27 protein-coding genes and 1 pseudogene are annotated in these 23,000 nt (G+C 67.5%); 13 read left to right on the forward strand and 15 right to left on the reverse strand.

The window, feature by feature from the left end:
• Window positions 1-443 precede the first annotated feature (443 nt).
• Together ACFVUT_RS36915 and ACFVUT_RS36920 are read left to right on the forward strand one after the other, a co-directional pair.
• The gene (locus ACFVUT_RS36915) at window positions 444-692 is read left to right on the forward strand and encodes a multiprotein-bridging factor 1 family protein (protein ID WP_389671133.1); all 249 of its coding nucleotides are present in this window, start codon (window positions 444-446) and stop codon (window positions 690-692) included.
• Between the two features lie 394 nt (window positions 693-1,086).
• Window positions 1,087-1,338, forward strand: a complete 252-nt coding sequence (locus ACFVUT_RS36920; RefSeq protein WP_389671135.1) for a transposase — start codon at window positions 1,087-1,089, stop codon at window positions 1,336-1,338.
• Between the two features lie 8 nt (window positions 1,339-1,346).
• Here ACFVUT_RS36920 and ACFVUT_RS36925 read toward each other — a convergent pair whose 3' ends face one another.
• The 3 genes from ACFVUT_RS36925 to ACFVUT_RS36935 form a co-directional block, all read right to left on the reverse strand.
• Window positions 1,347-1,646, reverse strand: coding sequence for a hypothetical protein (locus ACFVUT_RS36925; protein WP_389660884.1), 300 nt, complete (start codon window positions 1,644-1,646; stop codon window positions 1,347-1,349).
• 234 nt (window positions 1,647-1,880) lie between these two features.
• Window positions 1,881-2,240 carry an ester cyclase gene (locus tag ACFVUT_RS36930; RefSeq protein WP_389660882.1) on the reverse strand — a complete coding sequence of 120 codons (360 nt, stop codon included), beginning with the start codon at window positions 2,238-2,240 and terminating at the stop codon, window positions 1,881-1,883.
• A gap of 130 nt (window positions 2,241-2,370) precedes the next feature.
• Window positions 2,371-2,781, reverse strand: a complete 411-nt coding sequence (locus ACFVUT_RS36935; RefSeq protein ID WP_389660880.1) for an SRPBCC family protein — start codon at window positions 2,779-2,781, stop codon at window positions 2,371-2,373.
• 102 nt (window positions 2,782-2,883) lie between these two features.
• Between ACFVUT_RS36935 and ACFVUT_RS36940 the strand changes: the two genes are divergently transcribed.
• From ACFVUT_RS36940 to ACFVUT_RS36970, 7 genes are all read left to right on the forward strand, one after another.
• The gene (locus ACFVUT_RS36940; RefSeq protein WP_389660878.1) at window positions 2,884-3,168 is read left to right on the forward strand and encodes a hypothetical protein; all 285 of its coding nucleotides are present in this window, start codon (window positions 2,884-2,886) and stop codon (window positions 3,166-3,168) included.
• A gap of 75 nt (window positions 3,169-3,243) precedes the next feature.
• Window positions 3,244-3,471 (forward strand): hypothetical protein, encoded by a 228-nt coding sequence (locus ACFVUT_RS36945; RefSeq protein WP_389660876.1) that lies wholly within the window; start codon window positions 3,244-3,246, stop codon window positions 3,469-3,471.
• A complete protein-coding gene (locus tag ACFVUT_RS36950) occupies window positions 3,471-3,752 on the forward strand; it encodes a hypothetical protein (RefSeq protein ID WP_389660874.1) in 282 nt (93 codons plus the stop codon). Before ACFVUT_RS36945 ends, ACFVUT_RS36950 begins: the two co-directional genes overlap by 1 nt.
• Before the next feature lie 201 nt (window positions 3,753-3,953).
• Complete coding sequence (locus tag ACFVUT_RS36955) at window positions 3,954-4,979, forward strand: tyrosine-type recombinase/integrase (protein ID WP_389660872.1); 1,026 nt, start codon at window positions 3,954-3,956, stop codon at window positions 4,977-4,979.
• Complete coding sequence (locus ACFVUT_RS36960; protein ID WP_389660870.1) at window positions 4,976-7,483, forward strand: tyrosine-type recombinase/integrase; 2,508 nt, start codon at window positions 4,976-4,978, stop codon at window positions 7,481-7,483. Before ACFVUT_RS36955 ends, ACFVUT_RS36960 begins: the two co-directional genes overlap by 4 nt.
• Window positions 7,473-8,069, forward strand: coding sequence for a DUF6262 family protein (locus tag ACFVUT_RS36965; protein ID WP_266653362.1), 597 nt, complete (start codon window positions 7,473-7,475; stop codon window positions 8,067-8,069). Before ACFVUT_RS36960 ends, ACFVUT_RS36965 begins: the two co-directional genes overlap by 11 nt.
• 35 nt (window positions 8,070-8,104) lie before the next feature.
• The gene (locus ACFVUT_RS36970) at window positions 8,105-8,614 is read left to right on the forward strand and encodes a hypothetical protein (RefSeq protein ID WP_389660868.1); all 510 of its coding nucleotides are present in this window, start codon (window positions 8,105-8,107) and stop codon (window positions 8,612-8,614) included.
• Window positions 8,615-8,656: 42 nt separating this feature from the next.
• Here ACFVUT_RS36970 and ACFVUT_RS36975 read toward each other — a convergent pair whose 3' ends face one another.
• The 3 genes from ACFVUT_RS36975 to ACFVUT_RS36985 form a co-directional block, all read right to left on the reverse strand.
• Window positions 8,657-8,857 (reverse strand): hypothetical protein, encoded by a 201-nt coding sequence (locus tag ACFVUT_RS36975; protein ID WP_193512687.1) that lies wholly within the window; start codon window positions 8,855-8,857, stop codon window positions 8,657-8,659.
• Between the two features lie 585 nt (window positions 8,858-9,442).
• Window positions 9,443-9,805 (reverse strand): VOC family protein, encoded by a 363-nt coding sequence (locus ACFVUT_RS36980; protein ID WP_389660865.1) that lies wholly within the window; start codon window positions 9,803-9,805, stop codon window positions 9,443-9,445.
• A gap of 32 nt (window positions 9,806-9,837) precedes the next feature.
• Window positions 9,838-10,611, reverse strand: a complete 774-nt coding sequence (locus tag ACFVUT_RS36985) for an SDR family oxidoreductase (RefSeq protein WP_389660863.1) — start codon at window positions 10,609-10,611, stop codon at window positions 9,838-9,840.
• An 81-nt stretch (window positions 10,612-10,692) separates the two neighbouring features.
• On the opposite strand from ACFVUT_RS36985, the gene ACFVUT_RS36990 reads away from it, so the two are divergent.
• Complete coding sequence (locus ACFVUT_RS36990) at window positions 10,693-11,271, forward strand: TetR/AcrR family transcriptional regulator (RefSeq protein WP_389660861.1); 579 nt, start codon at window positions 10,693-10,695, stop codon at window positions 11,269-11,271.
• Window positions 11,272-11,274: 3 nt separating this feature from the next.
• Here ACFVUT_RS36990 and ACFVUT_RS36995 read toward each other — a convergent pair.
• Window positions 11,275-11,461 (reverse strand): annotated as a pseudogene (locus ACFVUT_RS36995) (DUF4158 domain-containing protein); the annotation flags it as partial.
• A 377-nt stretch (window positions 11,462-11,838) separates the two neighbouring features.
• On the opposite strand from ACFVUT_RS36995, the gene ACFVUT_RS37000 reads away from it, so the two are divergent.
• Complete coding sequence (locus ACFVUT_RS37000; protein ID WP_389660859.1) at window positions 11,839-12,435, forward strand: hypothetical protein; 597 nt, start codon at window positions 11,839-11,841, stop codon at window positions 12,433-12,435.
• Between the two features lie 232 nt (window positions 12,436-12,667).
• Here the strand turns inward: ACFVUT_RS37000 and ACFVUT_RS37005 are convergent, their stop codons facing one another.
• Both ACFVUT_RS37005 and ACFVUT_RS37010 read right to left on the reverse strand, forming a co-directional pair.
• Window positions 12,668-12,862, reverse strand: a complete 195-nt coding sequence (locus ACFVUT_RS37005; RefSeq protein WP_389660888.1) for a DUF397 domain-containing protein — start codon at window positions 12,860-12,862, stop codon at window positions 12,668-12,670.
• Window positions 12,859-13,695: a hypothetical protein gene (locus ACFVUT_RS37010; protein WP_389660857.1), complete on the reverse strand. Its 837-nt coding sequence runs from the start codon at window positions 13,693-13,695 to the stop codon at window positions 12,859-12,861. Before ACFVUT_RS37010 ends, ACFVUT_RS37005 begins: the two co-directional genes overlap by 4 nt.
• A 306-nt stretch (window positions 13,696-14,001) precedes the next feature.
• Between ACFVUT_RS37010 and ACFVUT_RS37015 the strand changes: the two genes are divergently transcribed.
• A complete protein-coding gene (locus ACFVUT_RS37015) occupies window positions 14,002-14,493 on the forward strand; it encodes a hypothetical protein (protein ID WP_389660855.1) in 492 nt (163 codons plus the stop codon).
• Window positions 14,494-14,603: 110 nt separating this feature from the next.
• A complete protein-coding gene (locus tag ACFVUT_RS37020) occupies window positions 14,604-14,777 on the forward strand; it encodes a hypothetical protein (protein WP_389660853.1) in 174 nt (57 codons plus the stop codon).
• Between the two features lie 238 nt (window positions 14,778-15,015).
• Here ACFVUT_RS37020 and ACFVUT_RS37025 read toward each other — a convergent pair whose 3' ends face one another.
• From ACFVUT_RS37025 to ACFVUT_RS37050, 6 genes are all read right to left on the reverse strand, one after another.
• Window positions 15,016-15,471, reverse strand: coding sequence for a GNAT family N-acetyltransferase (locus ACFVUT_RS37025; RefSeq protein ID WP_389660851.1), 456 nt, complete (start codon window positions 15,469-15,471; stop codon window positions 15,016-15,018).
• Between the two features lie 112 nt (window positions 15,472-15,583).
• Window positions 15,584-16,273, reverse strand: a complete 690-nt coding sequence (locus ACFVUT_RS37030) for a hypothetical protein (protein ID WP_389660849.1) — start codon at window positions 16,271-16,273, stop codon at window positions 15,584-15,586.
• Between the two features lie 453 nt (window positions 16,274-16,726).
• Window positions 16,727-18,004: a hypothetical protein gene (locus tag ACFVUT_RS37035; protein WP_389660847.1), complete on the reverse strand. Its 1,278-nt coding sequence runs from the start codon at window positions 18,002-18,004 to the stop codon at window positions 16,727-16,729.
• Window positions 17,980-18,549, reverse strand: coding sequence for a hypothetical protein (locus ACFVUT_RS37040; RefSeq protein WP_389660845.1), 570 nt, complete (start codon window positions 18,547-18,549; stop codon window positions 17,980-17,982). Before ACFVUT_RS37040 ends, ACFVUT_RS37035 begins: the two co-directional genes overlap by 25 nt.
• A 666-nt stretch (window positions 18,550-19,215) precedes the next feature.
• Entirely contained in the window at window positions 19,216-21,894 is a 2,679-nt protein-coding gene (locus ACFVUT_RS37045; RefSeq protein WP_389660843.1) for a Helicase associated domain protein, read from the reverse strand.
• Between the two features lie 193 nt (window positions 21,895-22,087).
• Window positions 22,088-22,234 carry a hypothetical protein gene (locus ACFVUT_RS37050; protein WP_389660841.1) on the reverse strand — a complete coding sequence of 49 codons (147 nt, stop codon included), beginning with the start codon at window positions 22,232-22,234 and terminating at the stop codon, window positions 22,088-22,090.
• Window positions 22,235-23,000 lie beyond the last annotated feature (766 nt).

The following is a 23,000-nucleotide window of genomic DNA, read 5'->3' on the forward strand; positions in this document are numbered from 1 at the left end:
CCGAACTCCACGACGCCTTCGTCTCCCTCGCCTGCAGCCTCATCTGCTACAGACGCCTCAAGAAAGCCCGCTCATGATCGTGTTACGAGCTCTTATCTAGAGGTGGGGGAGTGTGAGGGACGTTTGTTTTGTCCGTGGCGACATGGGCGGAGGGTGGGCCGTGCTTGGCTCTGCTGTCTGCTGTCTGCTGTCTGCGGTCGTGACGACAGCCCGGCTGCGTTCGCGGTGAATCTTTCGAGGCCGATGACCTTGCTCGCGTAGCTGACGGAGATCTGGAGCCTGCTGATCCGGCTCAGGGGAGTGATGGCGGCCCACTCCCGTGGTCGATTCGCCACGTTGTGTGCTGGTTTCCACGGTCGGTGCGACCGGCTCAGATCTGACAGGCGGCAGATCCTTCGCACCTTCCTCTTGAATGTCACGTAGGCCATGCGTAACTTTTTTGAATGGAGGATTTTCCGGTGTGGCTGAAGGCCGCGCGTGCGTCCCGCGGTTGGTCGCAACGCGATCTGGCGCTGCGCGTAGGCGTGGGACAGCAGACGGTCAGAGGGCCGAGGAGACCCCCAAGGAGACACCGGACTCGTCGTGGCAGAGCCAGCGGTTCGCCAACCGCATCCGGGCCAGGCACGCCACCATCCACGCGATGCTGGAAGCCGGCCACAGCCGCCGGGCGATCGGCCGCCAGCTCCACATGACCCACCGCACCGTCAAAAGCCTTGCCGACGCCGCGAGACCCGAAGACCTCTTCCGCGGCCAGTGGCAGTACAACCGGACCTCCGCCCTTGACGAGTACAAGCCCAACCTTGACGAGCGCTGGGACGAAGGCTGTACCAACGCCTGGAAGCTCTGGGAGGAGATAATCCCACTCGGCTACCAGGGCCGCTATGGCATCGTCAGCGCCTACATCAGGAAGAAGCGCACCTCACCCCGTCCGGTCACCGCACGGCCGCCAGCACCCCGGGTGGTGACCCGATGGATTCTCAGCCGTCCGGAAACCCTCACCGAGCTCGAACAGCTTCGACTCAAGGCCGTGTTGGCCGAGTGTCCCGAGCTCGACGCACTCGCCGGTCACGGCGGTCCTTCGCCCGGATGCTCACGGAGCGCCAGGGCGAACGGCTCCCGCGGTGGATCGACGCCGGCCGCCAGGACGACCTGCCCAGCCTCCACAGCCTCGCCGCAGGCATCGACCGAGACCGCGACGCCGTCATCGCTGGCCTCACCCTGCCCTGGAGTTCCGGTGTTATTGAAGGACACGTCAACCGAATCAAGATGCTCAAACGCCAGATGTTCGGCCGAGCTGGCTTCCATCTCCTCCGCAAGCGCGTCCTGCTCTACACGTGAAGCACAGGTCAGACCGCATCATCGAGGAGCCCGAAGCCTTCCGGAAACCCTTCCAGGAACTCCCGCCGCGCGGGGTCGGACTCGGCTTCGGCCATCGTCCCGAGCAGACCGATCAGTTCGCTCCGTTGGTCGCTCGACAGCTTGCTGACCAGGTGGGCGACACCCTCCAGGACCTTGACAGCGTCGTCCGGATCCATCTGCTCGTCTTCACTGCCCTCGATGAACCACAGGACATCGACCAAAGCCGCGGTCAGGGCGTGAGTCAGAGACGAGTACACGGGCATGAAGGTGGTCTCCCAGCAGGTCACGGCAGCAGAGTCCGGCCATCCCACCACATACCGCTGACATCACACTCAGTCAGCCCTCCACGGAAAGTGAGCCAGAACCACTTCACGTGAACGAAGCCAAACAGACCCTCCCCACCACGCATGCCGAGATCATCCCGCACCTGATCACCCACGGCCGCTCTGCTGTCCGCCGAACAGCGAAAACCCGGCTCTCTGCTCAACGCGTGAACCGAGGGTGGAGGCTGAACGCTGAGTTCAGCGCCCGGGGCGGCTGAGTGAAGATAGGCCCCACAGCTCGGAGATGCGGCCGTCCTGTACCCGGAAGATCTCCATCATCGAGGGGAGAGCCTGTTCCTCAACTCCCCCCGGGATGCCGTTCAGGCTCGTACGGACTGCGGCTTTGTCTGCATCCACGAGCATGTCCTCGACGATGACCTGGATGTCCGGGAACATGGCGTGGAGCCCGCTCCACGCCTTCACAATGCTGTCGACGCCAACAGTCCCCATCGGGTGGCTCACGAAGTCGCCGGAGAAGATCGTCTTCGCCGCGGTGAGGTCACGGGCATTGAATGCCTCATACATGCGCTGTGCGATGGCTCTTACGTCGTCTGTCATCTCACGCTTCCTGTCTAGTTCGGGGTGGAGTACTCCGGGTGGCGTCATGCGTCAGCTCTCCCCGCCCATGACCTGCCAACCATCCGGTTCCGCGGCGATCACGTGGATCCGCTGGGACCGGAGGAGGGCCTCACTCGGACTCCATCAGATCCTTGAGCCGGGCCAGGTCGGCGGCGACCGTGCCGGCATCACGCTCGAACTCGGCGTCGCTCATCTCCGGCCGGCGACGGAGGGTGAACACCACTTCGCTCCTTGCGCCGCTGACGATCACTCGGACCGGGTTGTAGACGGTCTCCCCGGAGGGCAGCGTGACGTCGTGGTCGAGCACGCCCAGCTCGTTACGCGGCGCGAAGGTGATCACGACCCGTCCCATGGGGGAGAACTCCGCGACCCAACGGTCTTCGATCTTCTCGATGGATTCTCCCAGGCCATGGGCCCACGCGGGCAGGTTGGCCGGGTCCGAGGCATAGTCGTATACATCGTTGACGGTGCGGTCAATATAAGTACTGAGGTGAAGTGATTCCTCGCCGATGTTGTTCATGGCGGTGACGGTAACGGACCGCGGCTACCGTCCTCTTGAACGAATCGGACATGCATGATGCGCCGGACAGGTCCTCGGCGTAGCGACCGCGTGGAATCTCAGATGAAGCACGACTACCAGGTCGTGGCACGGTGCACCGACCCGTTCTACCCCGGCGCTACCACCCTGATCTACACCACCCACGCCGCCTCGATCCAAGAAGCCACAGCGAAGGTCCAGAAGCTGCGCATCGGCAAGATGGCCCCGGGCCTCTACCGCATCACGCAGGTCACGGAGCGCGAGCCGGAGTGCACCTGCGCCGATCCCGGCCTCGGAGGGAAGTGCTCCGGCGAACCCTTGTGCGCCAAGGACGAAGGAGCCGCGGCCGCCCCCTCCGTGCCCGAGTGAAGCGGAGCGGTCCCACGGCCGCCGTGCGGCCGATACTGTGGTGACACACGCCCGTTCGCGCCCTGGAGGCCCTCGATGAGCGAACAGCCGGCCCCCGCCGCCCGGCAGCAGCTGGAGCCCGACGCCGCCGACGGACTGCGCGCGTACGCGGCCCGGACCCGTGAGAGCGCCGACCAGCTCGCCGCCGTACTGGAGGACATCGCCGCCAACGGGCTGCCCGCGGTAGAGGAATGCACGCCGTGGGAGGAACTGCGCGAGTCCCACCTCGCCCGGCTCGCCGCCCAGCGCCCGGCCGTCGCCTGATGCCCGCACCGCACGGCCCGCGCCGCGCCCGGATCGCGTTCTCCGACTCCGCCGCGAAGCAGCTGGAGAGCCTGACCAACGAGGCGGACATCCACGCCCTGGACCGCGCCCTGGTCGTCATCTCCGTCGACCCCGACGTCGGCGAGCCGATCCCCGGCACCGCCGCCGGCCCCCGGCTGCGCCAGTACACAGACGACATCGAGCGCGTACGGCTCCTGTACTGGGTGACGGCTCTGCGGACCGTGGTTATCTGCGGTCCTGATCTGGCCCTCGTTGTGTGAGGCACATGGGCTCATCAGTCCGTGTGACTGTGAGATATCTGCTGGTTGTGAGGCACGTCTTGACGGTCAGTCATCGGTGTCATGAAGTTCCGTGCTGCATGCGCTGAGTCCCCAGTCGACGGGCGCCCGCTGTGGGTCGTGGTCGATGAGTCGTACCGGCTTCACCATGAGTCCTGCCTGTTCCTGGCTTCGTTGCGGGACATGGGTCGGTCGTTCAACACCGAGAAGGCGTACGGCATCCGTTCCGCTCTGCTGCTGACCTGGTGCTCCGAACGTGGCCTCGACTGGAAGTCGATTACGCTGCTCGACCTGGCCCGGTTCCTGCGTTGGCTGGTGGACGAGCCGCTACCTCCACGCAGCCCGCGGCTGTCGTCCCCGCCGCGCTTCCGGATGGAGAAGTCCGCGAACGCGGTGATGACCGGGGTCTGCGAGTTCTTGCGGTTCTGCTCGCGCAATGAGTGGGTGGACGCGGAGCTTGTGGGCCGGCTGTCGGAACCGAAGTACCTGAGCTGGCTTCCGCCGGGCAAGGATGCAGGCGAGGACGGCCAGTTCCGCACCGTGAGGACGAAGATCCTCAAGCTGCCTGAGCCGTCCGAAGAGGCCGTGGAGTATCTGCCTCCGGAGGAGGCTGACCAGCTGTTCCAGGTCGCGACGCGGGCCCGCGACCGGTTCCTGATCGCCCTGCTCGGCTGCACGGGAGAGCGGATCAGCGAGGCACTGGGACTACGCCGTCAGGACATGCACCTGCTCAGCGACTCACGGATGCTCGGATGCCGGGTGGAAGGCCCGCACATTCATGTCCGGAGGCGGGCGAACAACGCCAACGGAGCCCTGGCCAAGTCCCGCTTCGCCCGGGTCATCCCGGTCACCGAGGACCTCGCCGGGCTCTATGCGGACTATCAGCTCGAACGGGACGAGGTCCCCGAGGCGGCCGACTGCGACATGGTCTTCGTGAACCTCTTCCACGCCCCGCTCGGGCGACCGATGCGCTATGGCACGGCGAAGGAGCTCTTCGACCGGCTGGCGAAGAAGACCCAGCTCACCGCCCGTCCGCACATGCTGCGGCACGGGGCGGCCACGGCCTGGGTCCGCGCCGGCGTCGACGAGGACGTGGTCCAGGACCTGATGGGGCACGTCTCCCGGTCCTCGCTGACTCCTTACCTGCACGCCAGTGACGCGGACAAGCGGGCGGCAGTCGAGCTGGTGGCAGCAGGGAGGCGCTCGTGACCAGTCCCGCCCCGATCACAGCGGAGCCGCACTCCGACGTCGTTCCCCTCGACCTGACGGCCTGGACGAGCTGGCTGCAGGAGCAGGTCGATCCTCTCTGGCGGCCGGGCGAGTGGTCCCAGCAGGCATGGTTCTTCGACGGCGACGTGGACAACCCGCGCACCTCGGCCTCGAAGTGCGCCACCACCTCGTGCTGGACGGTGATGCCCTCCCGCAACCTGCTCTGCCGACATTGCCTGGATGCTCACAGGACCAGCACGCTGAGCCGGGAAGAGTTCGTCGCCACCTACCAGCGGCCCCGACGGATCCGCACGAAATGGGGGTCCGAACGCGAGCCATGCGCTCTGGAAGGTCCCTCCGGCAGATGCGAACGGCCGGCCTACAGCGGCAAGATCTGCCGCACCCACTACTCGCGTTGGCGCCGGCGCCCGGATCCGGAAACCACAGTCGAGGAATGGCTGGCTGTCACCACTGCGGAGCCGCTGGAAGCAAGGCCGACCTGCATCGTCCGGGGCTGCTTCAACCAGCGAGTAGTCGCGGGACTCTGCGGCACGCACGTCCAGCGGTGGGACCGTGACAAGAGGGCGGGCGCGACCCGCGACCCCGAGCAATGGGCCCGGCAAGTGGCCACACGTCTGCTCACCCACCAGTTCACCCTGCGGGACCTGGAGGACCCTGTCCGCTGGGAGCTTCTCTACGCACTGCAGCAACGGGATGCCCGCGGCGGCATCATCGAGCCGATGGCCACCCGCCATCTGACCCGTCGGCTGGAGGGCGTCCCGAGCCTGCTGACGGTGGACGTCGCGTCCTTCATCGAAGGGATCTACCAGCACCACAACCTCGCGGCCTTGATCCGCGAGACCGTCCGAAGTCTGCGCCGAGCCTCTCTGTCGTTCCGCGGCCTGGCGCCCACCGATGCCGACACCTGGGACCTGGGCTGGATGAATCTGCGGTCCCCGGCGCTGGGCGGGCGCCGCAGCCGCCCGGGACAGGTCGACGCTTCCGCCATCCGACAGCCGTGGCTCCGGGAAGTGATCAAGACGTGGGCCACCACGGTCAGCTTGGACAGCGGCAAGTTCAAGCAGGTGTTCGCTGCTTGCGTCGTCGCTTCCGATGCACTGCATGCACGGCCCGGCGGGGGCCAGGACTACACGAAACTGCGGTTCGCCGACATGCAGGCAGTCTTCACCGCGATGAGCCGCATCCGACGCACCACCGATGACGAACTCGCCAGCCGGAACCATCGCCAGCAGTCGTTCGGCAGCTTCATGGAGATCGTCGACTTCGGCCGCAAGACGGACATGCTGACCGGCATGCCCGGCAGCTTCGACCGGGACAAGACACTGGTCCTGCCGCCCGAGGAGACGAGCGAGGATGCTGCCGGCCGAGCCGTCCCTGAGCCCGTCATCGCCCAGCTCGATGCCCACCTCGCCCTGATGGGAGCCGGCTTCCCCTACGGCGAGATGGAACCGGCCGACGTCGAGCTGATGATGCAGACGGCCTACTTGGTCCTGCGTGATACCGGCCGCCGTCCCGTCGAGGTCGCCAGCCTGCGGCTGAAGTGCCTGGAGACCCGGGGGGACGAAGACACCCTGATCTGGGACAACGTCAAGAAGCGCCGCTACGGCCGCAAGCTGCCGATCACCCGCGAAACCGCCGCGGTGATCAGGACCTGGCAGACCCGTCGACGGGAGCTGGAGGTTCCCTCCCGCAGCCAGAAGTACCTGTTCCCGTCGATCACCGGCCGCAGCGGGATCGCGCACATGGGGTCCAACCTGGCCAACGCGATGCGGGACTGGGTCGCGGCCATCCCGGTACTGCTGAGCGACGAACTGGACGAGCACGGCAACAGGCTGCCGTTCGACCGCTCGCTGATCTTCCTCTACGCGTTCCGGCACGCCTATGCCCAGCGTCACGCCGACGCCGGCGTCCCCGTTGACGTGCTCAAAGAGCTCATGGACCACCGGTCGATCGTCACCACGATGTCGTACTACCAGGTGTCCCTGAAGCGGAAACGCGAAGCGATCACGACCATGCGGCAGCACACCATCGACCGTTCCGGACGGCCGGCACCGTTCACCAGCACCACCGACTACGAAGCGCAATCGGTCGCCGTCCCGTTCGGCAACTGCCGCGAGCCCAGCAACGTCAAGGCCGGCGGCAAAGCCTGCCCGATCCGCTTCCAATGCGCCGGTTGCGGCTTCTATCGCCCCGACCCGTCCTATCTGCCCGCGATCGAGGAACACGTCAACGACCTGCGGGCCGACCGCGAGACCGCCACGGCCATGGACGCCGACGACTTCGTCGTCCGCAACCTCACCGACCAGATCACCGCCTTCACGACCGTCGCCGACACCATGCGCAACCGGCTCAGCAAGCTCCCCCAGGACGAACGCGAGGAGATCGAGGATGCCAGCGCGGTCCTGCGGAAGGTTCGCGCGACCCGGGACCACAAGCTGCTGCCGCTGACCGTGATCCGCAAGGACGCCCCGGATGCCTGCTGAGACATCCGAGAAGCCCTCCAGGACACCCGCAGACATCCTCAAAGCCGCACGTCAACGGGACAGTGCCGACAAACGGGGACGCGTCCTCAAGGCCGTCCAGGACATGCTCCGCGACAACCGCCGGATCACCTTCGCCGCGGTCGCCCGCGAAGCCGGCGTCTCCAGCTGGCTCGTCTATGCTCCTGGCCTGCGCGAACGCATCGATCAGGCACGAGCCCGACAGGCTGCCCAAGGCCACCAGGACCAGCGGAGCGGGCGGAAGGTCTCCACCGCCAGCGAGCAGACCGACCTGCTTCTCGCCCGACAGGAGATCAAACAGCTCCGAACCGAGAACGGACAGCTACGGCAACAAGCCCGCATTCATCTGGGCCAACAGGTCGAACAGCTAGGCAACCACGACCTGGTCAATCGCATCAGCGAGCTCACCGAGGAGAACCTACGACTCTCCACGGCGGAACGGCAGGCGACCACAGAGAACACACAGCTCCGGCAACGAGTCACCGAGCTCGAGGACGACCTGGCAGCTGCCCGCACAAGCCTCCGCCGCATGATCCGCAACGAGAATCGGTTGCCACCAGAGCGCTGAATCCCGCCGATCATCGGTTCTGGAATCATTCGCTCATGGAATTCGAACTCACGCCGCCCACCGGTCTCGGCGCCCTGGTCATCGGCATGCCCCGCGAGGCGGCAGACCAAGCGCTCGCCTCGTTCCGCGATCCCTCAGCGATCTCGGAATCAGACCAATTGGGCAGGTTCGTCTTCCGGCCAAGCGGCCTGATGGTCAGCATTCACTGCTCGCGCGGCAAGCTCGAAGCAATCGAGCTGGGCCGACCCGCCAGCGGCCAGGACATCGTCCGGTTCCGCGGCATCGATGTCTTCGGTCTGCCCGCTGCCGAGGTGGTCACCCAGCTGCGAGGGCTCGCCACGATCACCGAGGCCGAGGACGACCCGGCCTCCTTCATCGCACCAGACCTTCTTCTCAGCTTCTGGCGCCCCTTCGAAGCGGACGACGAACCCGACGAAGAACAGGGCTACTACTTCAGCTCGGTCCTCCTGGCTCGCCCCGGCTACTACGACACACCGGCTGAAGCCGCTGCCAGACTCCGCGCAGCTGGAGACCAGGAGCGATGACCTGACGGAGCTCGACTGGTGACGATCCAGCGTTGCCGCCCATCAGAGTGGAAGGGCCTCATCAACCATGGTCTTCAACTCTGCCGGCAGATCAGGTGAGTCCCGCCAGTTCTGGGCGATCAGCAAGAGCGCGACCCATGCGCCACGCGCCTCAGCGTTCGGCTGCCCGGAGAAAACCGCGTCCAGCACCTGCCTGGCAAGACCGTCGACAACCTCATACAGGGCATCGGAGACCTTGCTCACGTCATCCAGAGGCGAGCCCGCAGCATGAGACGGTGCACCGTCGAGCCGGATGGTGACTGAGGCAGCCGAGTACGTCCTTCCATGGAGGAAGTCACGAAGGCTGCCAACTTGATGACGAGACGGCAGAAGCGGCTGATCAGGACTCTGAGACACCCCGTCACCCTATTTGAAGCGGGACCGTGGCTAACGTCCCTCACACAGCAGCGACGCCCTGAGCTGCAACTACTCCACACAAACCCGAGATAACCACGGTCGTCGTCGCGTACCTCGAGGTCTGACCCGCGACGTCCTGGACCAGGCCGACCGCGTGCTGCTCGGGTCGAAGAAGCCGGCGCCGACGGCGAGGACGGTCCGCTGCAGAACAGCATGTTCGTCGTTTCTGACTGACCAGATGACGAGCGCGCTCTTCATCACCCGCCGTAGGCGAGGTACCGGTAGTAGAGAGCCGCCGGTACCTCGCTGACGCGGATGGACGATCGACGGTTCTGGTGCGCAGTAATCGCACGGCCGGGCAGGGCTCCGGCCTCGGTACTGGTGGGCTCTCGTATTCAACTGTCACCAGTTCTCCATGGCCGGCGGCCTGGCTCAGGCCGGGCGCAGGCAGAAGGGGTGTCCGGCCGGGCTGGCGTAGATGCGGCTGCCGGTACGGGTTTCCGGGGTGACTTCGTCGGTGGGGCGCAGTCGGGTGGCGCCGGCGTCGGTGGCCATGAGGTCGGCGGTTGCGAGGTCGTCGACGCCGAAGTCGAGGTGCATCTGCTGGGAGGTGCCGTCCGGCCAGTTCGGGGCGGTGTGTCCGGGGGCGGACTGGACGACGAGTACCGGGAGGCCGGGGGCCTGGACGAAGTGGTGGGTGGGGGTGAGGGAGCCGCCGAGCAGCCGGTGCCAGAAGTTGCTCTCCTTCTCGATGTTGGCGACGTCGATGATCACGGAGGTCAGGGTGATGGGCATGGGGGTGTCCTGTTCGTGCTGTCGGTGGTTGCTCAGACGGTCGGGATGATGCCGCCGTCGACGCGGAACTGTGCTCCGGTGAGCCATTTCGCGCGGTTGGAGGCGAGGAAGGCGATCATCTCGGCGACGTCCTCGGGATCTCCGGGGCGTCCCATGGGAACCTTCAGGTGGTCCACGATCTGCTGGGTGACCTCTTCAGTGGTGATGCCCTGCTTGTCGGCCATGTGCTTCAGGTGGGCGGTGGCGCCGTCGGTGACGATGAAGCCGGGAAGGACGCAGACCACGCGCACGCCGTGCTCGCCGACCTCGGTGGCCAGTTCGCGGCTGTAGGTGTTGAGCGCGGCCTTGGCGGCGGCGTAGGACGCCTCGGTGCGCTGGGGCAGTTGGCTGGCGATCGAGGAGACGTGCACGACGACGCCGGAGCCCCGCTCGACCATTCCTGGCACCAGGGCTCGGTCCAGGCGCACGGCGCTGAGGAGGTTCATCTCCAGGTCTGTCTGCCAGGATTCGTCCGACCGGCTCAGGGTCGGTGCCGGGGCGCTCGCCGCGCCCGCGTTGTTCACGAGCACGTCCACTCCGCCCACCTGCTCGACCACCCGGCAGCCTAGTTCGACGACACCCTGTTTAGTGGAGAGGTCCGCCGCGAGGAAGGTGGCGCCGCTGTCCTCCTCGGGCCGGCTGCGGGAGGCCGTCAGCACGGTCGCGCCCGCGGCGACGAAGCGGCGCACGGTCGCCGCGCCCAGGCCCCGGCTGCCGCCGGTGACCAGCACCCGCAGGCCAGCCAGGCCCTCGTCGGTGTTCGGCATGGGAAGTCTCCTCCGTAAGATGAACCTGACTCCGGAAACGGTACACGTAAACGGAACCGGACTCACCTTATGGAGGTTCCCTTGCCGCCCCCACGCCCCCTGCGCGCCGACGCGCGACGCAACCGCGAGGCACTGCTGTCCGCGGCCCGCCAGGCATTCCTCGGCGGCGACACCGACGCGCACGTCGAGGACATCGCCCGCAGCGCCGGCGTCGCCGTCGGAACGCTCTACCGCCACTTCGAAACCCGCGAAGCCCTGATCGAGGAGGTCTACCGCAAAGAGGTCGACGACCTGTGCGCCGCGCCCGGCGTCCTGCTGGACCAGCACACCCCGGAGGAGGCGCTGCGGCGCTTCCTGCTGCTGCTGGTGGACCATGCGGCGGTGGGCAAGGGCATGTCCAGTGTGCTGGAGAGCATCATGGCGACGGACTCACCGGTCTTCGACGACGCACGCACCCGTATGGCAGGCGCCCTCTCCCTGCTGCTCGAAGCCGGCAGCGCGGCCGGCACCGTCCGCGACGACGTCACAGGCTCCACCCTGCTGCGCGCCCTGGGCGGCATCTGCGGAATGCGCGCCACACAGGGCTGGTTGGTCGAGGCAAGGCAGATCACCGCCCTCCTCTTCGACGGCCTGCGCCACGACACCCCGCAGTCACCCTGAGCCGGGGCCGTGCGCCGCCGACCAGGACCTGCCCCTCACCCCTGACCGCTTCCGTCGTCGTCCTCGTCCAGCTCCGGATCTCCCACGCGTGCTCGTACGCCGTCTTCGGCCGCTCGGTGTACCGCTTCACCACCGACGCGTCCTCGATGCCGAGCTGCATGGCCAGATGCTCGACCACCAGCCACGGCGCTACCCCGAACCAGCCGGGCGCTGACAGGAGCAGGCGGGCTCGCTGTGCGGCCCGGCGGCTCCCGTCAGGCCACACAGCGAGACGGAGCCCGAGAACACCGCGCCACCGGCCGGGTGACCCGGCCGCGACATGTTCCTTGGCGAACCCAGCACATGGGATGCGAGGGAGTGGCAGGCTCTGGCGAAGGATCCAGGGGGAGGACGCAGGTCGTTCACAGAGCCGAACTCCGGGCCCATAAATCGCCGATGTCCGCCGTATTGAAGTAGGTGTCGATCACGGAAGGCCATCACCCATTAGGCGTCTCCTCCCCGCTGCAGCTCCTCACACGGTTGACGGCGGGCTGTTCTGCCTGGGCCGGGGGTGGAAGACTGCCAGCCGTGTCTGGGTTCGCGAGAGATCCGAAGTACTACGGTGACCGGCTCGTCTACGAGCCGCTGGAGCGGAAGTGGGCCGGGTACCACGCCCGGCACTGCGGGTGCGGCCGGGACTGGCTCGAAGCCCATGCCGTTCCGGCCGGGTTCACGGTGATCCCGCGGGGCAAGACCGGCCACTACGGGCTCGTCGGTCCAGGTCTGACCGAAGGCGTCGACGAGGGGAAGCTGACGGCGGACGCGCTGTGGGAGGCGGTGACCGGCAAGCCGGGCACCCAGACCTGGTTCGAGGGCGTGCAGATCACCTGCCGCAGCTCGGAGGCGGAGGCGGCCCGCAAGGAGCACTACAAGCAGATCTACGCCCCTGCGCAGGAGCGGCGGAAACAGGCGAAGACCGAGCCGGCCACCGAGGCACAGGTGAAGTACCTGACCACGCTCGCGGAGAAGGTCGGCAAGGAGCGGTTTGACGCCGAGTTCGCCAAGGTGATCAAGGGCAGCGACATCGCTCCGCGCACTCCCCGGCAACGTTGCGCTACGGCCGCGAAGCGGCTGACCAAGGCCAGGGCCTGCAAGCTCATCACCGCGCTGGTCGGCCACGACTAAATCAGGCTCGCCGTCGTCGTCCTCGTCCAGCTTCGGCGCGTCGGGGGCGCGCAGTGGGCGCAGGGCGTCGGCGGCTCGGATGGACGAGGGCGAACTCGCGCCGGGATCTCTCGGACAGCTGCCCGCGACATCGCTGGCATAAGCACCGGGCAGGTATACACGGGAGAACTCTTCTCACGGAGACGGCCGGCCCCCGTGGACTGGGGCCGGGCGACGCGCAGAAAGTACGGGTTCAGCCGCGACAGAGCTCGCCGCGGACGATGCCGCCGACGAAGGCGTTGTACTCGGCGTCGCTGAACAGGTGCGGTGTCTGGTGGGGATTCTTCGAGTCGCGCAGCGCCACGACGCCTTGGTCGAGGAATGCGACCTGGACGCAGTTGGTCCCGCCGCTGCTCTCGCTGCTGGTCGGACGAACGCCGCTTCTCAGGCGTGGATCCGCACGACGTAGGCCTGGTCATCGATTTCACGCAGGACGCTGACGGCGAGCATGAGCGCGGTCATAGCGTTGGGGACGGTGTACTGCGCGGTGCCAGTCGCGTGGGCGGTGGCGTGCCGGTTGAAGCTGCGTGGCACGGGTTTGGGGTGAAAGAACTGTTCCAGGGTCTTGGGGAGGGGCAGGAATATGGCCGCCCTTCGGAACTCCCCGATCGTGGCATCCTCCTCGGCCTCGACGCTGGGAGCGCTCCGCTTGATGTGCCCGTAGCTCCAGCGGCCGTCGCTGGTGAGCAAGTCGGGGTTGGCGAAGGCTATGCCGCGCATGAGGTTGTCCCAGACGTTCGCGGCAAGCGCTTGGGCGCTGCTGAACGTGCCGTTCTCGATGGCTCGGGCGCACTCCTCAAGCAGCTCCCGCTGCGCTGTGAGCCGCTCGTCCGTGACTGCTGAGAGGGCCTCACGGCAGGAGATAAGGATCTCCGGCCGGCAGTCGTCGATGACCTTCGAGCGGGAGGAGGCGTCATCGGCTGAGAGCAGCAGCCGGATGACGTCAGCCGGTGGCACCCACGCCAGGGGCACGCCCTCCTGCATCAACCGGACCATGTCCCTGTAGTCAAGGCGCTGGCCCTGCCAGTTCTCCGGCATCATTGTGTTCAAGCGCTCCAGCACTGGCTGCAGAGGCGCGATGGCCTTGGCCAGAGCCTCCCGCACCGGCGCCGGAAGTTCCACCTTCGGTGCCGGCCTGATTGATGCAGCCATCGTCCGGCGGACGTTCTCCGTAGCCGCGCCCAGAATCTCGGCCAGTCGCGCGTCGAAGTCGTTGGTCATAGGATCCCCTCCCGCTTTTGTTCAAGCATCTTCCGGCATACGAACCCTCGCTGACCCAGAATTTCCTTCTCCAGCTCTGTCGATACGACGTGCCCTTGGCCGTATGGCCGGCCCCTGTCTCCGTGGCGTCACGCGCTCTGCGACCTCGACACCATCGACCCGGAGTGGCAGAAGCTGGCCAGGACCGCGAACCACGGCTGGAACGTACGCTCCGGCCTGCTCCCCGGACACCAGCGCGAGGCCCACCGCCTCAACATCCGCCACTACGAAGGGGCAGTCGAAGAACGCGACGAGCACCGAGACAAGGTGGTGGAGGCCGCCGGCGTCCTGGCCAGTCAGCCGCGCACGTCCCGCGAGTTCAAGCAGGCCGTCATGGACTTCGGCATGTCCCGCACCCTCGCCGAGAGCCACGGTCAGCGGGCTCAGAAGCTGGCCGGCACTGCCCAGGCCGCGCGGGCCGCACTGGCCCAGGACGACTCTCTGCGGCAGGTAGAGGCGTCGCTGATCGAGCAGGGCGACAAGGCGGAGCGGAAGCTGAACTGGCTGCTGCGCGGCCGCCTGGCCGACGCGATCCGTGACCGCGCCCTTCTGCCCATGTGGTTCGTGACCGTGCTCGGTCCCGTCCCGCCGGCGCACAAGACGCAAGAGTGGATGGACCATGCCACCCAGGTCCTGGCCTACCGGGTCACCTACGGGATCACGGACCAGGCCGTCGCGCTCGGTGCGGCACCCGATGAGTACGTGCCGCGACGCACCGAGTGGCACCGCGAACTCACCAAGGATCTGCGCTGCTGGTAGCCCGACCGGGCGGCAGGGCACGTCCTGACGCCCGGCACCGTGATTCGCTCCTTGGGAGTGCGGGAGCGTGAACGCCGCACGGTGCCGTCTGCCCGCTGATGTACTGGCCTATGAACCAGAACAAGCAAGGGGAGGGGCCCCGCCCGCCGGGACCGGTGACCCTCACCGCCCGGGTGACCGGCGGCGCCTTCCCCCGCAAGACCTCCTCGCGCACCAAGGCCGCCGAAGCGATCGGCGTGGCCCACCAGCGGACGGCGAACGACCTGTACGGGTATGGCGCGTGAGCGGATCCGGTGGCAGGTCGGACGTTCGGTGATCCAGAAGTGACGAGTGTGTCAGCGCGGGTTGGGGGTATGCAGGGCTTCCGGCCACTTCGGCCGCCCTGCAACACCAGTGTCCTGTGCCACCGAAGTTTGAGCGTGTGCCATCGAAGTTTGAGCGATGCGAGATGGTTGCAGCAGTGGCCCCGCTGAAGGCGGGGCCACTGCGTGGATCTGTGAGCTGTGGTTGGGTGCCGGGCGGTCAGCGAGGCGGCATCTCGCGTAGGTCAGGGCGGTTCCTGGGCAGGCCGAAGCCCGCCATCTCCTTCTCTTCGTAGGACAGGAAGCCCAGGCTCCGGTAGAACGCGTGGTTGCGTTTGCCCTCCGGCGACGACTCGTGGTCGGTGGACAGAAGGAAGAACCGGCAGTGGGAGTAACGCCGCATGAGGTGTTCGACCAGAGATCGACCGACACCACGGCGGTGGTAAGCGGGGTTGACCACGACGTCCTGGACGTAGCAGATGTGCTCATCGTCGGAGACGGTCCTGGCCAGTCCGAGGAGCGTTCCCGACTCATTTCTCGCGGTGATGACCAGGTGAGAGTTCCGCAGACCGCGGCAGAGCTTGTCGACGTCAGCGGTGTAGCCCTCCCAGTCGACTGAGTCGTAGAGGCTCAGCATCTCGGCAGGGTCGAAAACATCCTCTTCTGCAATGATCACGCCAAACTCCCTGCGGTGGGGCCATCTCGTCGCCGACTTCTCATCGCATCTGACGTCACGACCATCTGGCAGGTCAAGATCGCCAACTCTGCGGCCAAGAGGGATCAGCGTGTCATCGAAGTTTGAGTGGTGTAGATCTCCTTCGCCACGAGGGGATGACGTCCCCTCGCTCTGGGCCGAATGCGCGGAACTGCCGCAGGACGACGGCGCTCGTGATCCAGGTGTCGTGGTTGTCGACGAGGTCGCGCCATGCCTGGCCGGGCGTCGCGCCCTGGTGGTAGAGGGCGGCGATCAAGGAGTGGTGCTCGTCGGAGAGGTGGGTTGTCCTGCCGATGATGATCGGGTTCATGTCGGGGAACGTCGGGCTGAGGATCTTCTTGATGAGCCAGCGCGGCAGTCCCCACGCGTCGGCGATCTGGCGCAGGCTGCCCTTGTTCCTGAGGGCTTCGTGCTTGATCTGGCCGACGATGTTGGAGCTTCGGCGGCGGGACTTCTGGGTGACGAGTCGGGCCAGCCGGATAGCCGACTGGGTGTTGACCGGCAGCACCGGCGGACCGATGTCCGCCAGGGTGTTCATGAGCGTGGTCGTGGAGCGTGCGCTGAGGGTGGCCAGTCTGCCGATGTCCACGGCTGTGGCGGACCTTGCCCCGAGAGGGCCGTTGAGCATGTTCAGAAGGTGGGTCGGTTTGAGGTGGTTCGCGTGGGCGAGACGCTGGACGTAGTGAACGGTGCTTTCCCCCAGCCGGGGCCGGACATTGACGGGCAGCGGGGAGGGCACGTGCGGCTTCTGCGGGAAGCTCATCCCCCCGCCCACCCATCCGTCTCTCCAGGCCCGCAGATGGTGCACCAGCAGTTGCAAGAAGCGAGCACGCTGCGACTGACCGACCGACAACCAATGGCCCATCTTCGCTGACACAAACTGGGCAGTGGTCCATCTTCGCTGACACGGACAGCCGTCGGCCCAACTTCAGTGGCAGCCGTCCCAACTTCGCTGTCACAGGTCAGCAACACCAGGCGCAACATCGCCGCGCAACACGAGCGCAACGGGCCCGCGTTTCACACCTGACCTGCGGGAACGCCCGAGCAAGCCGGGGCGGCCCGCGTGTTGCACCCCGGCGTTGCAGGTCTTCACGAACATCCGAGGGCGAACAACCGGCGGGGGAGCGGTCAGTAGCCGTCTCCGTAGCCCTGCCGCTCGGAGGGCGGTCCGAACCGTGCCGATGCCACACAAGGCATCCAATCCCGACACCGCCACCTACACCGTGGTGGTCTCGCGCGGGGGCAGGCCCGGGATCACACCGCCGGCCAGGCCGGTACGGATCTCCCGAACCGCCGGTCCCGGGGTACCGGGGAGTTCGTTGCAGGCGATGATGACCTGTCCGCCGGCGCCTGAGGGGTCCTCGACGGCGGCGAGGTCGGTGAGACCGTCGAGGAGCGCGTTGCCGCTTCGCTGGTCCTCCGGGCCCTCGCCCAGGCTGGTGAACGGGCCGTCCACGATCAGGAACTGCGGCACCGGCATCGCCGGAACTTCCCGGGCGGCATCGCGCAGAGCCAGCAGGACACTGACGTTCGCGCGGGTCATCCCGTGCCCGGCGACGACCCGCGAGTCGAACGACTTCCCGTTGATCGTGACGGAGAAGTCCTCCGGACTGATGGAGACCGTGTGGACCTCCGGGTCACACGCCTGCATCCGGCGCAGCGCATGACGCGACCACCGGTCGGTTCCCTTCTTCACCATCAGATCGGTGTCCTGCCGGGCGGCGGTGTACGCGGCCTCCGCGGTCTCCTTGTCCTTCTCCAGCCGGGGCAGCCGCTCGCGCAGTTCCGTGAGCTCCGCGACCTCGCGCAGGTGCTCGGCGTTCTGCTCCAGCCGCGCGGCCAGCTCCCGCACCGCCGCCTCGGCCTCCACCACGACCTGCTGCTGCGGCGCGACCACATCCTGAGCAAACGCCCGCACCGCGGCCGCCGCCTCCACGACGACCCGCTCGGCGTCACTGACCCGGCCACGGGCCTCGTCAGCCGCCCGCACCGCACGCTGGGCCGCCTCACGCGACTGTTCAGCGGCCTGCTGTGCCCGGGACATCCGCCGCTCGAATTCCTCAGCACGCTGACGGCGCTCGGGGTCGAAACGCCGGCACACGGGACAGTCGTCCTCCGACAGCCCCGTCAGATCGAGCGCCCGTACACACGTGGGGCACAGACTCGGATCGGTGGCGGCCTCCCGTAACCCGGCCAGGCGCCCCCTCGCCTCGGCAGCGGCCGCCTCCAGCACCCGCGCCGTACGCTCCCGGTCGTCGGCGGCCACGCGCACGGCCCGCCGGGCCTCCTCCGCCACAGACGCCTTCGCCTGGAGCGCGGCGAGCCGGCTGTGCAGATCACTCAGATCCACCCCGGCCTTCTGCGCCTTCAGGGCCTCCTGTCCATGCTGCGCGGCCCACTGCTCACCACGACGCTGGAGGTCCTCGACGGACGGCAGGTCACGCTCCTCACGGTCGCGCAGAATCCGCTTCACCCGGTTCTTCGCCGCCCCCATTCCTTCTTCCTGGCGCTGAACTCCTGGCGCAGCGCATCGACCGTCTCGTCATCAGCACCCAGCAGCACCCGCCCCACCGCGGTTCGCTGCTCCTTGCTCTGCCGGCCGAGGTAGTCGTTCGGCAGATCACGCTGGCGCGCATAGAGCCACGGCACCAGCAGGTCCAGCGTCACGCGCGTACGACCCGCGCCCAGCCGGGGAATGCCGAGGAGATCCTGGAAGTAATCGGCTGTCGACCGGCGGGAATCACTGCGCTTGACCGGGTGATGTTCCGGGAGGCTCAGCGTGCCCTGGGCGAAGGACACATCCTCCTTCCGGTCCACCGTGCTGCGGGTGACCTGCCATCGCTCCCCGCCGATCCGGGCGACGAACCCGACGCGACTGCACAACGCCGCAGCGTCCATCAGCCTCGCGCTCTCCACCGCCAGCGTCCACCACACCACTTCCAGCATCGTGCTCTTGCCCGTCCCGCTCACTCCCGTCAGCGCGGGCAGCGGGGCATCGAGTTTCACCTCGTGCCACACCCCGTCGACCTCGAACAACATGCACTCGATGTTGAGTGTGACCACTCGGTGCCTCCCACAGCTCCACAGCGCTTCAGCGCTCGTAGCGGGTAACGACACGCAGCCGCCCGGGTGACGCACCAGCCCGGCCCATACGCCAGCCCAACAGCACAGATCCGACGCCATGAAGGGGGCCGCAACTGCCCAGACTGCGCAAGTCGCTCAGGTCGGCCTGCGACGCTCCTCAGCCTCACGCGAGATCTTGTTGACGAGATCCCAAAACTGACCCGCCTGGCCTGCGCCAGCGTCAGCCCCGGGCCGGGGTACAGCGCCGACACCGAAGATCCGCCCGACGCGGGTCTCCCAGCACTTGCGGCACTGGCATTCCCCTTCCGTATGGGCCGGACAGGCCCGGTCAGCCATCTCGTAGACCAGCGCGGCCAGTTCCTCCGCCCGCTCTCTCCACCGCGCCGTGTCCGAACGAGCTGTCGACGCTTCCCGCTCCGCCCGCCGCATCGCCCCGATCATCGGCCAGTCAGGGCCGCCTCCGCCGTAATAGCTCACTGCTCGCTCCCGCTCGTCCCAGCACTATGGCTTTGCCGAGGACAACGCCCCCACCAGGGACAAGACACGGAACATCACACAGGAGGCCCTGAGAACAGAGGCCCAGGGCCTCGTACGCGCCGGCTCACCGGCAGGGCTCCGGTGTCACACCCATTCCACGCCCAGGCCCCGAAGCGCGCCGAGCTGCTCCGGAGTGAGCTTGTCGCGTCGGGTCTTGGTGTTGGAGACCCATACGCCGAGCTTGACGGCCACTGGTTCCGTCTCGCCGTCGATCGAGATCTCCTCGGCGTGCCCCCTCGGCACAGGCCGTTGGCCTTCCCGTTCGACCCATTGTGTGAGGGCTGTCAGTCCGCGTTGGAATGCTTGCTGTGCCTTGGTCGGGCCCTTCGTCGCGCGGGTGGCCGCTGGAGCGGTGGACGGCGCCGCAACGGGCTTGATGCCCAGCGTGGTCAGCCGCTCTTGCTGTTCGGGGAGGAGCTGCGTCCAGGCGCCGGGCTGTTTCTGCTGCTGGAGCCATCGTCCGATGTCGTCGCCGTCGAAGGTGACGCCGGGGTCGATGTGGGGCAGGACGCCGTCGGCCTCGGTGTCGACGAGGTCGGCGAGGACCTTGTAGTGGCGTTGCCAGTTGAGGGGCCAGGGGCAGTTCCAGTCCGGGTCGATCTCCGCCAGCTGCTCCGCGCGTGCGGCGGCCCGCTTCGGGTCTTTGCCGAGGCCGTCTTTGCGGCGGAGGTTGGCCAGGTGCTGCCCAACCGGCAAAAGGCCGTCTCCCTCGCCTTCGCCCCACATCGCGTCTTGTCGGGGTGCGAGGTTTCCGGTGGCCCGGTGGTAGGAGCGGAGTGCGGCGAGTTTGTTCTCCCAGGCTTCGTCGCCGGGTTCCCACACCATCCCGGCTTCGTCGAGCAGTTCTTTGCGGTGGGGGTCGAGTTCACCTGCGCGCTGCGTGCGGCGCTGTTGGTGGATCCATCTGCCCAGGGGGTAGTCCTTCGTCACGCCGACTGCGGTCTCGGTGTCGTACGGCACGGCGTACAGGCCGGTGATCTCGTTCTCGGCACGCCACCGGACCAGGGCCTGGTAGCCCTCCAGCCATACCAGGGACTCGGGCCGGATGACACGGCAGCGGGTGAGGGCGGCGATGTCGGCGGCGTCGCGGGGGGAGGCGAAGTTGACCACGACCGAGGTGCCCCGGTCGACCTCCTGCTGCGCCTCGCTGGTCTCCTCGGGCATGTCCCCGTTCTCCGGTCCGGCCCCTGCCCCGGCCGTGGGTGAGGGGCGGACGTGGATGCGCCGCCGCTCGGTGCCGCGGATCAGGGCGCGGGAGGCGAGCTGGTCGACCATGCGTTCTGAGTGTGAGCGCAGGGCCTGGAGGATGTCGACCAGGGGCTGGTAGCTGGCCGAGGCGACCATGTCCTTCGGGTCCTCCCCGGGCTGGAGGAACACGGGGATGATGATCCGTGCGGTCTTGGTTGTGCCGTCGGGGTTGGGGCGCAGGGCGCGTCCGATGTTCTGGACGATGTCGACCTGGGAGCTGCGCGAGCCGACGATGCACACGGCCTCGACCCCGCGCAGTCCGGCGATATCGACCCCGACCCCGAGGGCGCGCACCGAGGAGAGGAACGCCCGGTGCACCCGCCGGTTGTGGGCGTCGATGCCGTTGGCGAACCGCTGGATCACTGCACGCCGGTGCGCGATGGGATGGTCCCCGCACAGCCAGTCCGCCCACACACGGTCCGCAGGCACGTGACGGCCCTCCTCCAGCTCGTACAGCTCTGCGTCGATCGACGACGCGGGCAGCTCCTCCGCCCCGGCCAGCGCCGCCGCGGAAGCCTCAGCGGCGTACAGCTCGGCGGCCGTCGCCGGCATCTGCTCGGCGAACGCTGCGGCTTCTTCGACACGCTGGTGGAACACCATGGTGGTGTGCAGATTCTGCTGCGCCGCGTGCTCCAGCAGTGCGGCCTGGAGCAGGGCCATGCGCCGGCCGCGCAGCGCGTCCTCGGACAGGCCGAGGATCGGGGCGGGGTCGCGGATCTCGAGCACGTCGATCTCGAACCCGGCGAGGATCGAGCGTTCTACCGCCTCCGCCAGCCCAAGATCGAAAATCCGGGTGCCGTAGGTGCTGGAGTCGTCCTCCATCGACGCGATGACCAGCTCTCGGCCGTCCCGTCCGCGCTGCGGCCGGGGCGCGGCGAGGATCCGCGGGGTGGCGGTCAGGTAGAGCCGGAAGTCGACAGGGATCCGGCTGTTGTCGTGGATCGCCGCCCACGGCCGACCCATATCCCCGGCCGTCACGTGCCCCTCGTCCAGAATGGCCAGGTCAAACGGAGCCATCCGCTGCCCGTACAGCCGCTCCCCGCCCGTCAGAGCCGATTCCAACGGCCCAGGAACAGTCCCACGGCCAGAGACATCGGCGGGGTCCTCGCGGTCCACCAGCGAGGCGTACGTGGCGAACACGACCACCGGCCCGGACCCGGCCCACAGCGCGAGCTGGATCGGATTGGTGGTCGTGCGCACCCCGAGCTGCTCCAGGACCTCGTCCTTGTCCACCGAGCAGACCGCGACCATCGGCGCGCGGTGCCCGACCCGCCGCCAGGACTGGGCACTCTGCACGATCAGGTCCAGCGTGGGCACCATGACGAGGATCCGTCCTCCCGGGAAGTACTCCAGAGCGCACGCAGCGGTGGTGATCGTCTTACCGGACCCGGTCGCGGACACACCCATCGCACGTGCCCCTTCCGGAGGCACGAATGATCTTGCAGGAAATCCGACCCAGTTACGAAAGCTCGACTTCTGGTCGACCTGGTGCTCCTTGAGTGGAATCAAAAGCATTTCTAAGCCCTCCCCGATTCCTATTTCTGTGGTCCTTCGATGGCCGCGTGCGGAATGCAAGCTGCACCCGAGCCGTTCCAGTCGACGCACCCGCCCTGTGCCGGCTGGGCTTTCCGTCCTTGAAGGGGGTTGGTCGTCAGGGTCGTAGTGCCCCGACACTCGAGCGTGCAGAGGATGTAGTCCTCGTCGCTGTTCACCTTCCGCGCCGTAGACCGCCGGCCTCGCCCAGCACCTCCAACACCCGGCGCCGCGCCGTGGCGTCCGGATGGGTGCGCGGCAGCACGGACTCCCGGACGAACCCCTCCAGCCGCACCAGGTCCGCCCATTCACGCTGCCTCACGTCCGCGAAATGTACGGCCAGCTCAGCCGCCCCGCCCGACCGGCGCCGCGCCGTGGCCAGTCCCGGCCCGCGACGCCCCTCAGGGCCTCGCTCACCGCCATCACGCCTTCGTCCCAGCCGTCCGCGAACACAGCACACCCTGAGAAGCCGGCGCCATGCCATCCAGCTCCACCACCTCGCACTGCGCCCCGGCCACCAGGTCGTCCGCCTCGCTCGCGGGTACGCCTGGCGCTCCAGGAGCGCGAACAGTCTCAACTGGGCGTTCACACCCGCCGTCTGATACTGCGTCACCCGGCGCATCGAATTGCTGCTCAGCGCGGGATCTGGTTCGGTAGATTCTTGGTGACCGGCCATCTGGCCATCCTCTCGGAACTTGGGAGATTCCCGAGTGACTGGCAGGTGTCCCAGATTTCTGCCAACAATACATGCTGCATCTATCTGAGCAGCCACTACACTAGAACCCGACACGAACAACGACACCTGCTCTTCGTGGCCAGCCAGGCCCGCGCAAGCGGGCCCCTGGGTCCTGGAGGCGCAGCCGGAAGGGCCCTTGAGGCGGGGGAGCACAGCGGACCCGCCAGCCCAGGGCGGAGCGCAGCGAAGCCCAGGATCAGCGGGGCGAAGCCCCGCAGCTCCGGAAGCGCAGCGGACGGAGCGTCATCAAGGCTGCGAAGCAGGCTTGATGAGTGGGACGCGGAGCGTCCCACCAGCGCTCCCGCGGAGCGGGAGCGCAACACCCGTGCGCAGCACGGGTGTTCGCTTGCAC

This window comes from Streptomyces sp. NPDC058051 (genome assembly GCF_042885475.1).
In the GTDB taxonomy this organism is placed as follows: domain Bacteria; phylum Actinomycetota; class Actinomycetes; order Streptomycetales; family Streptomycetaceae; genus Streptomyces.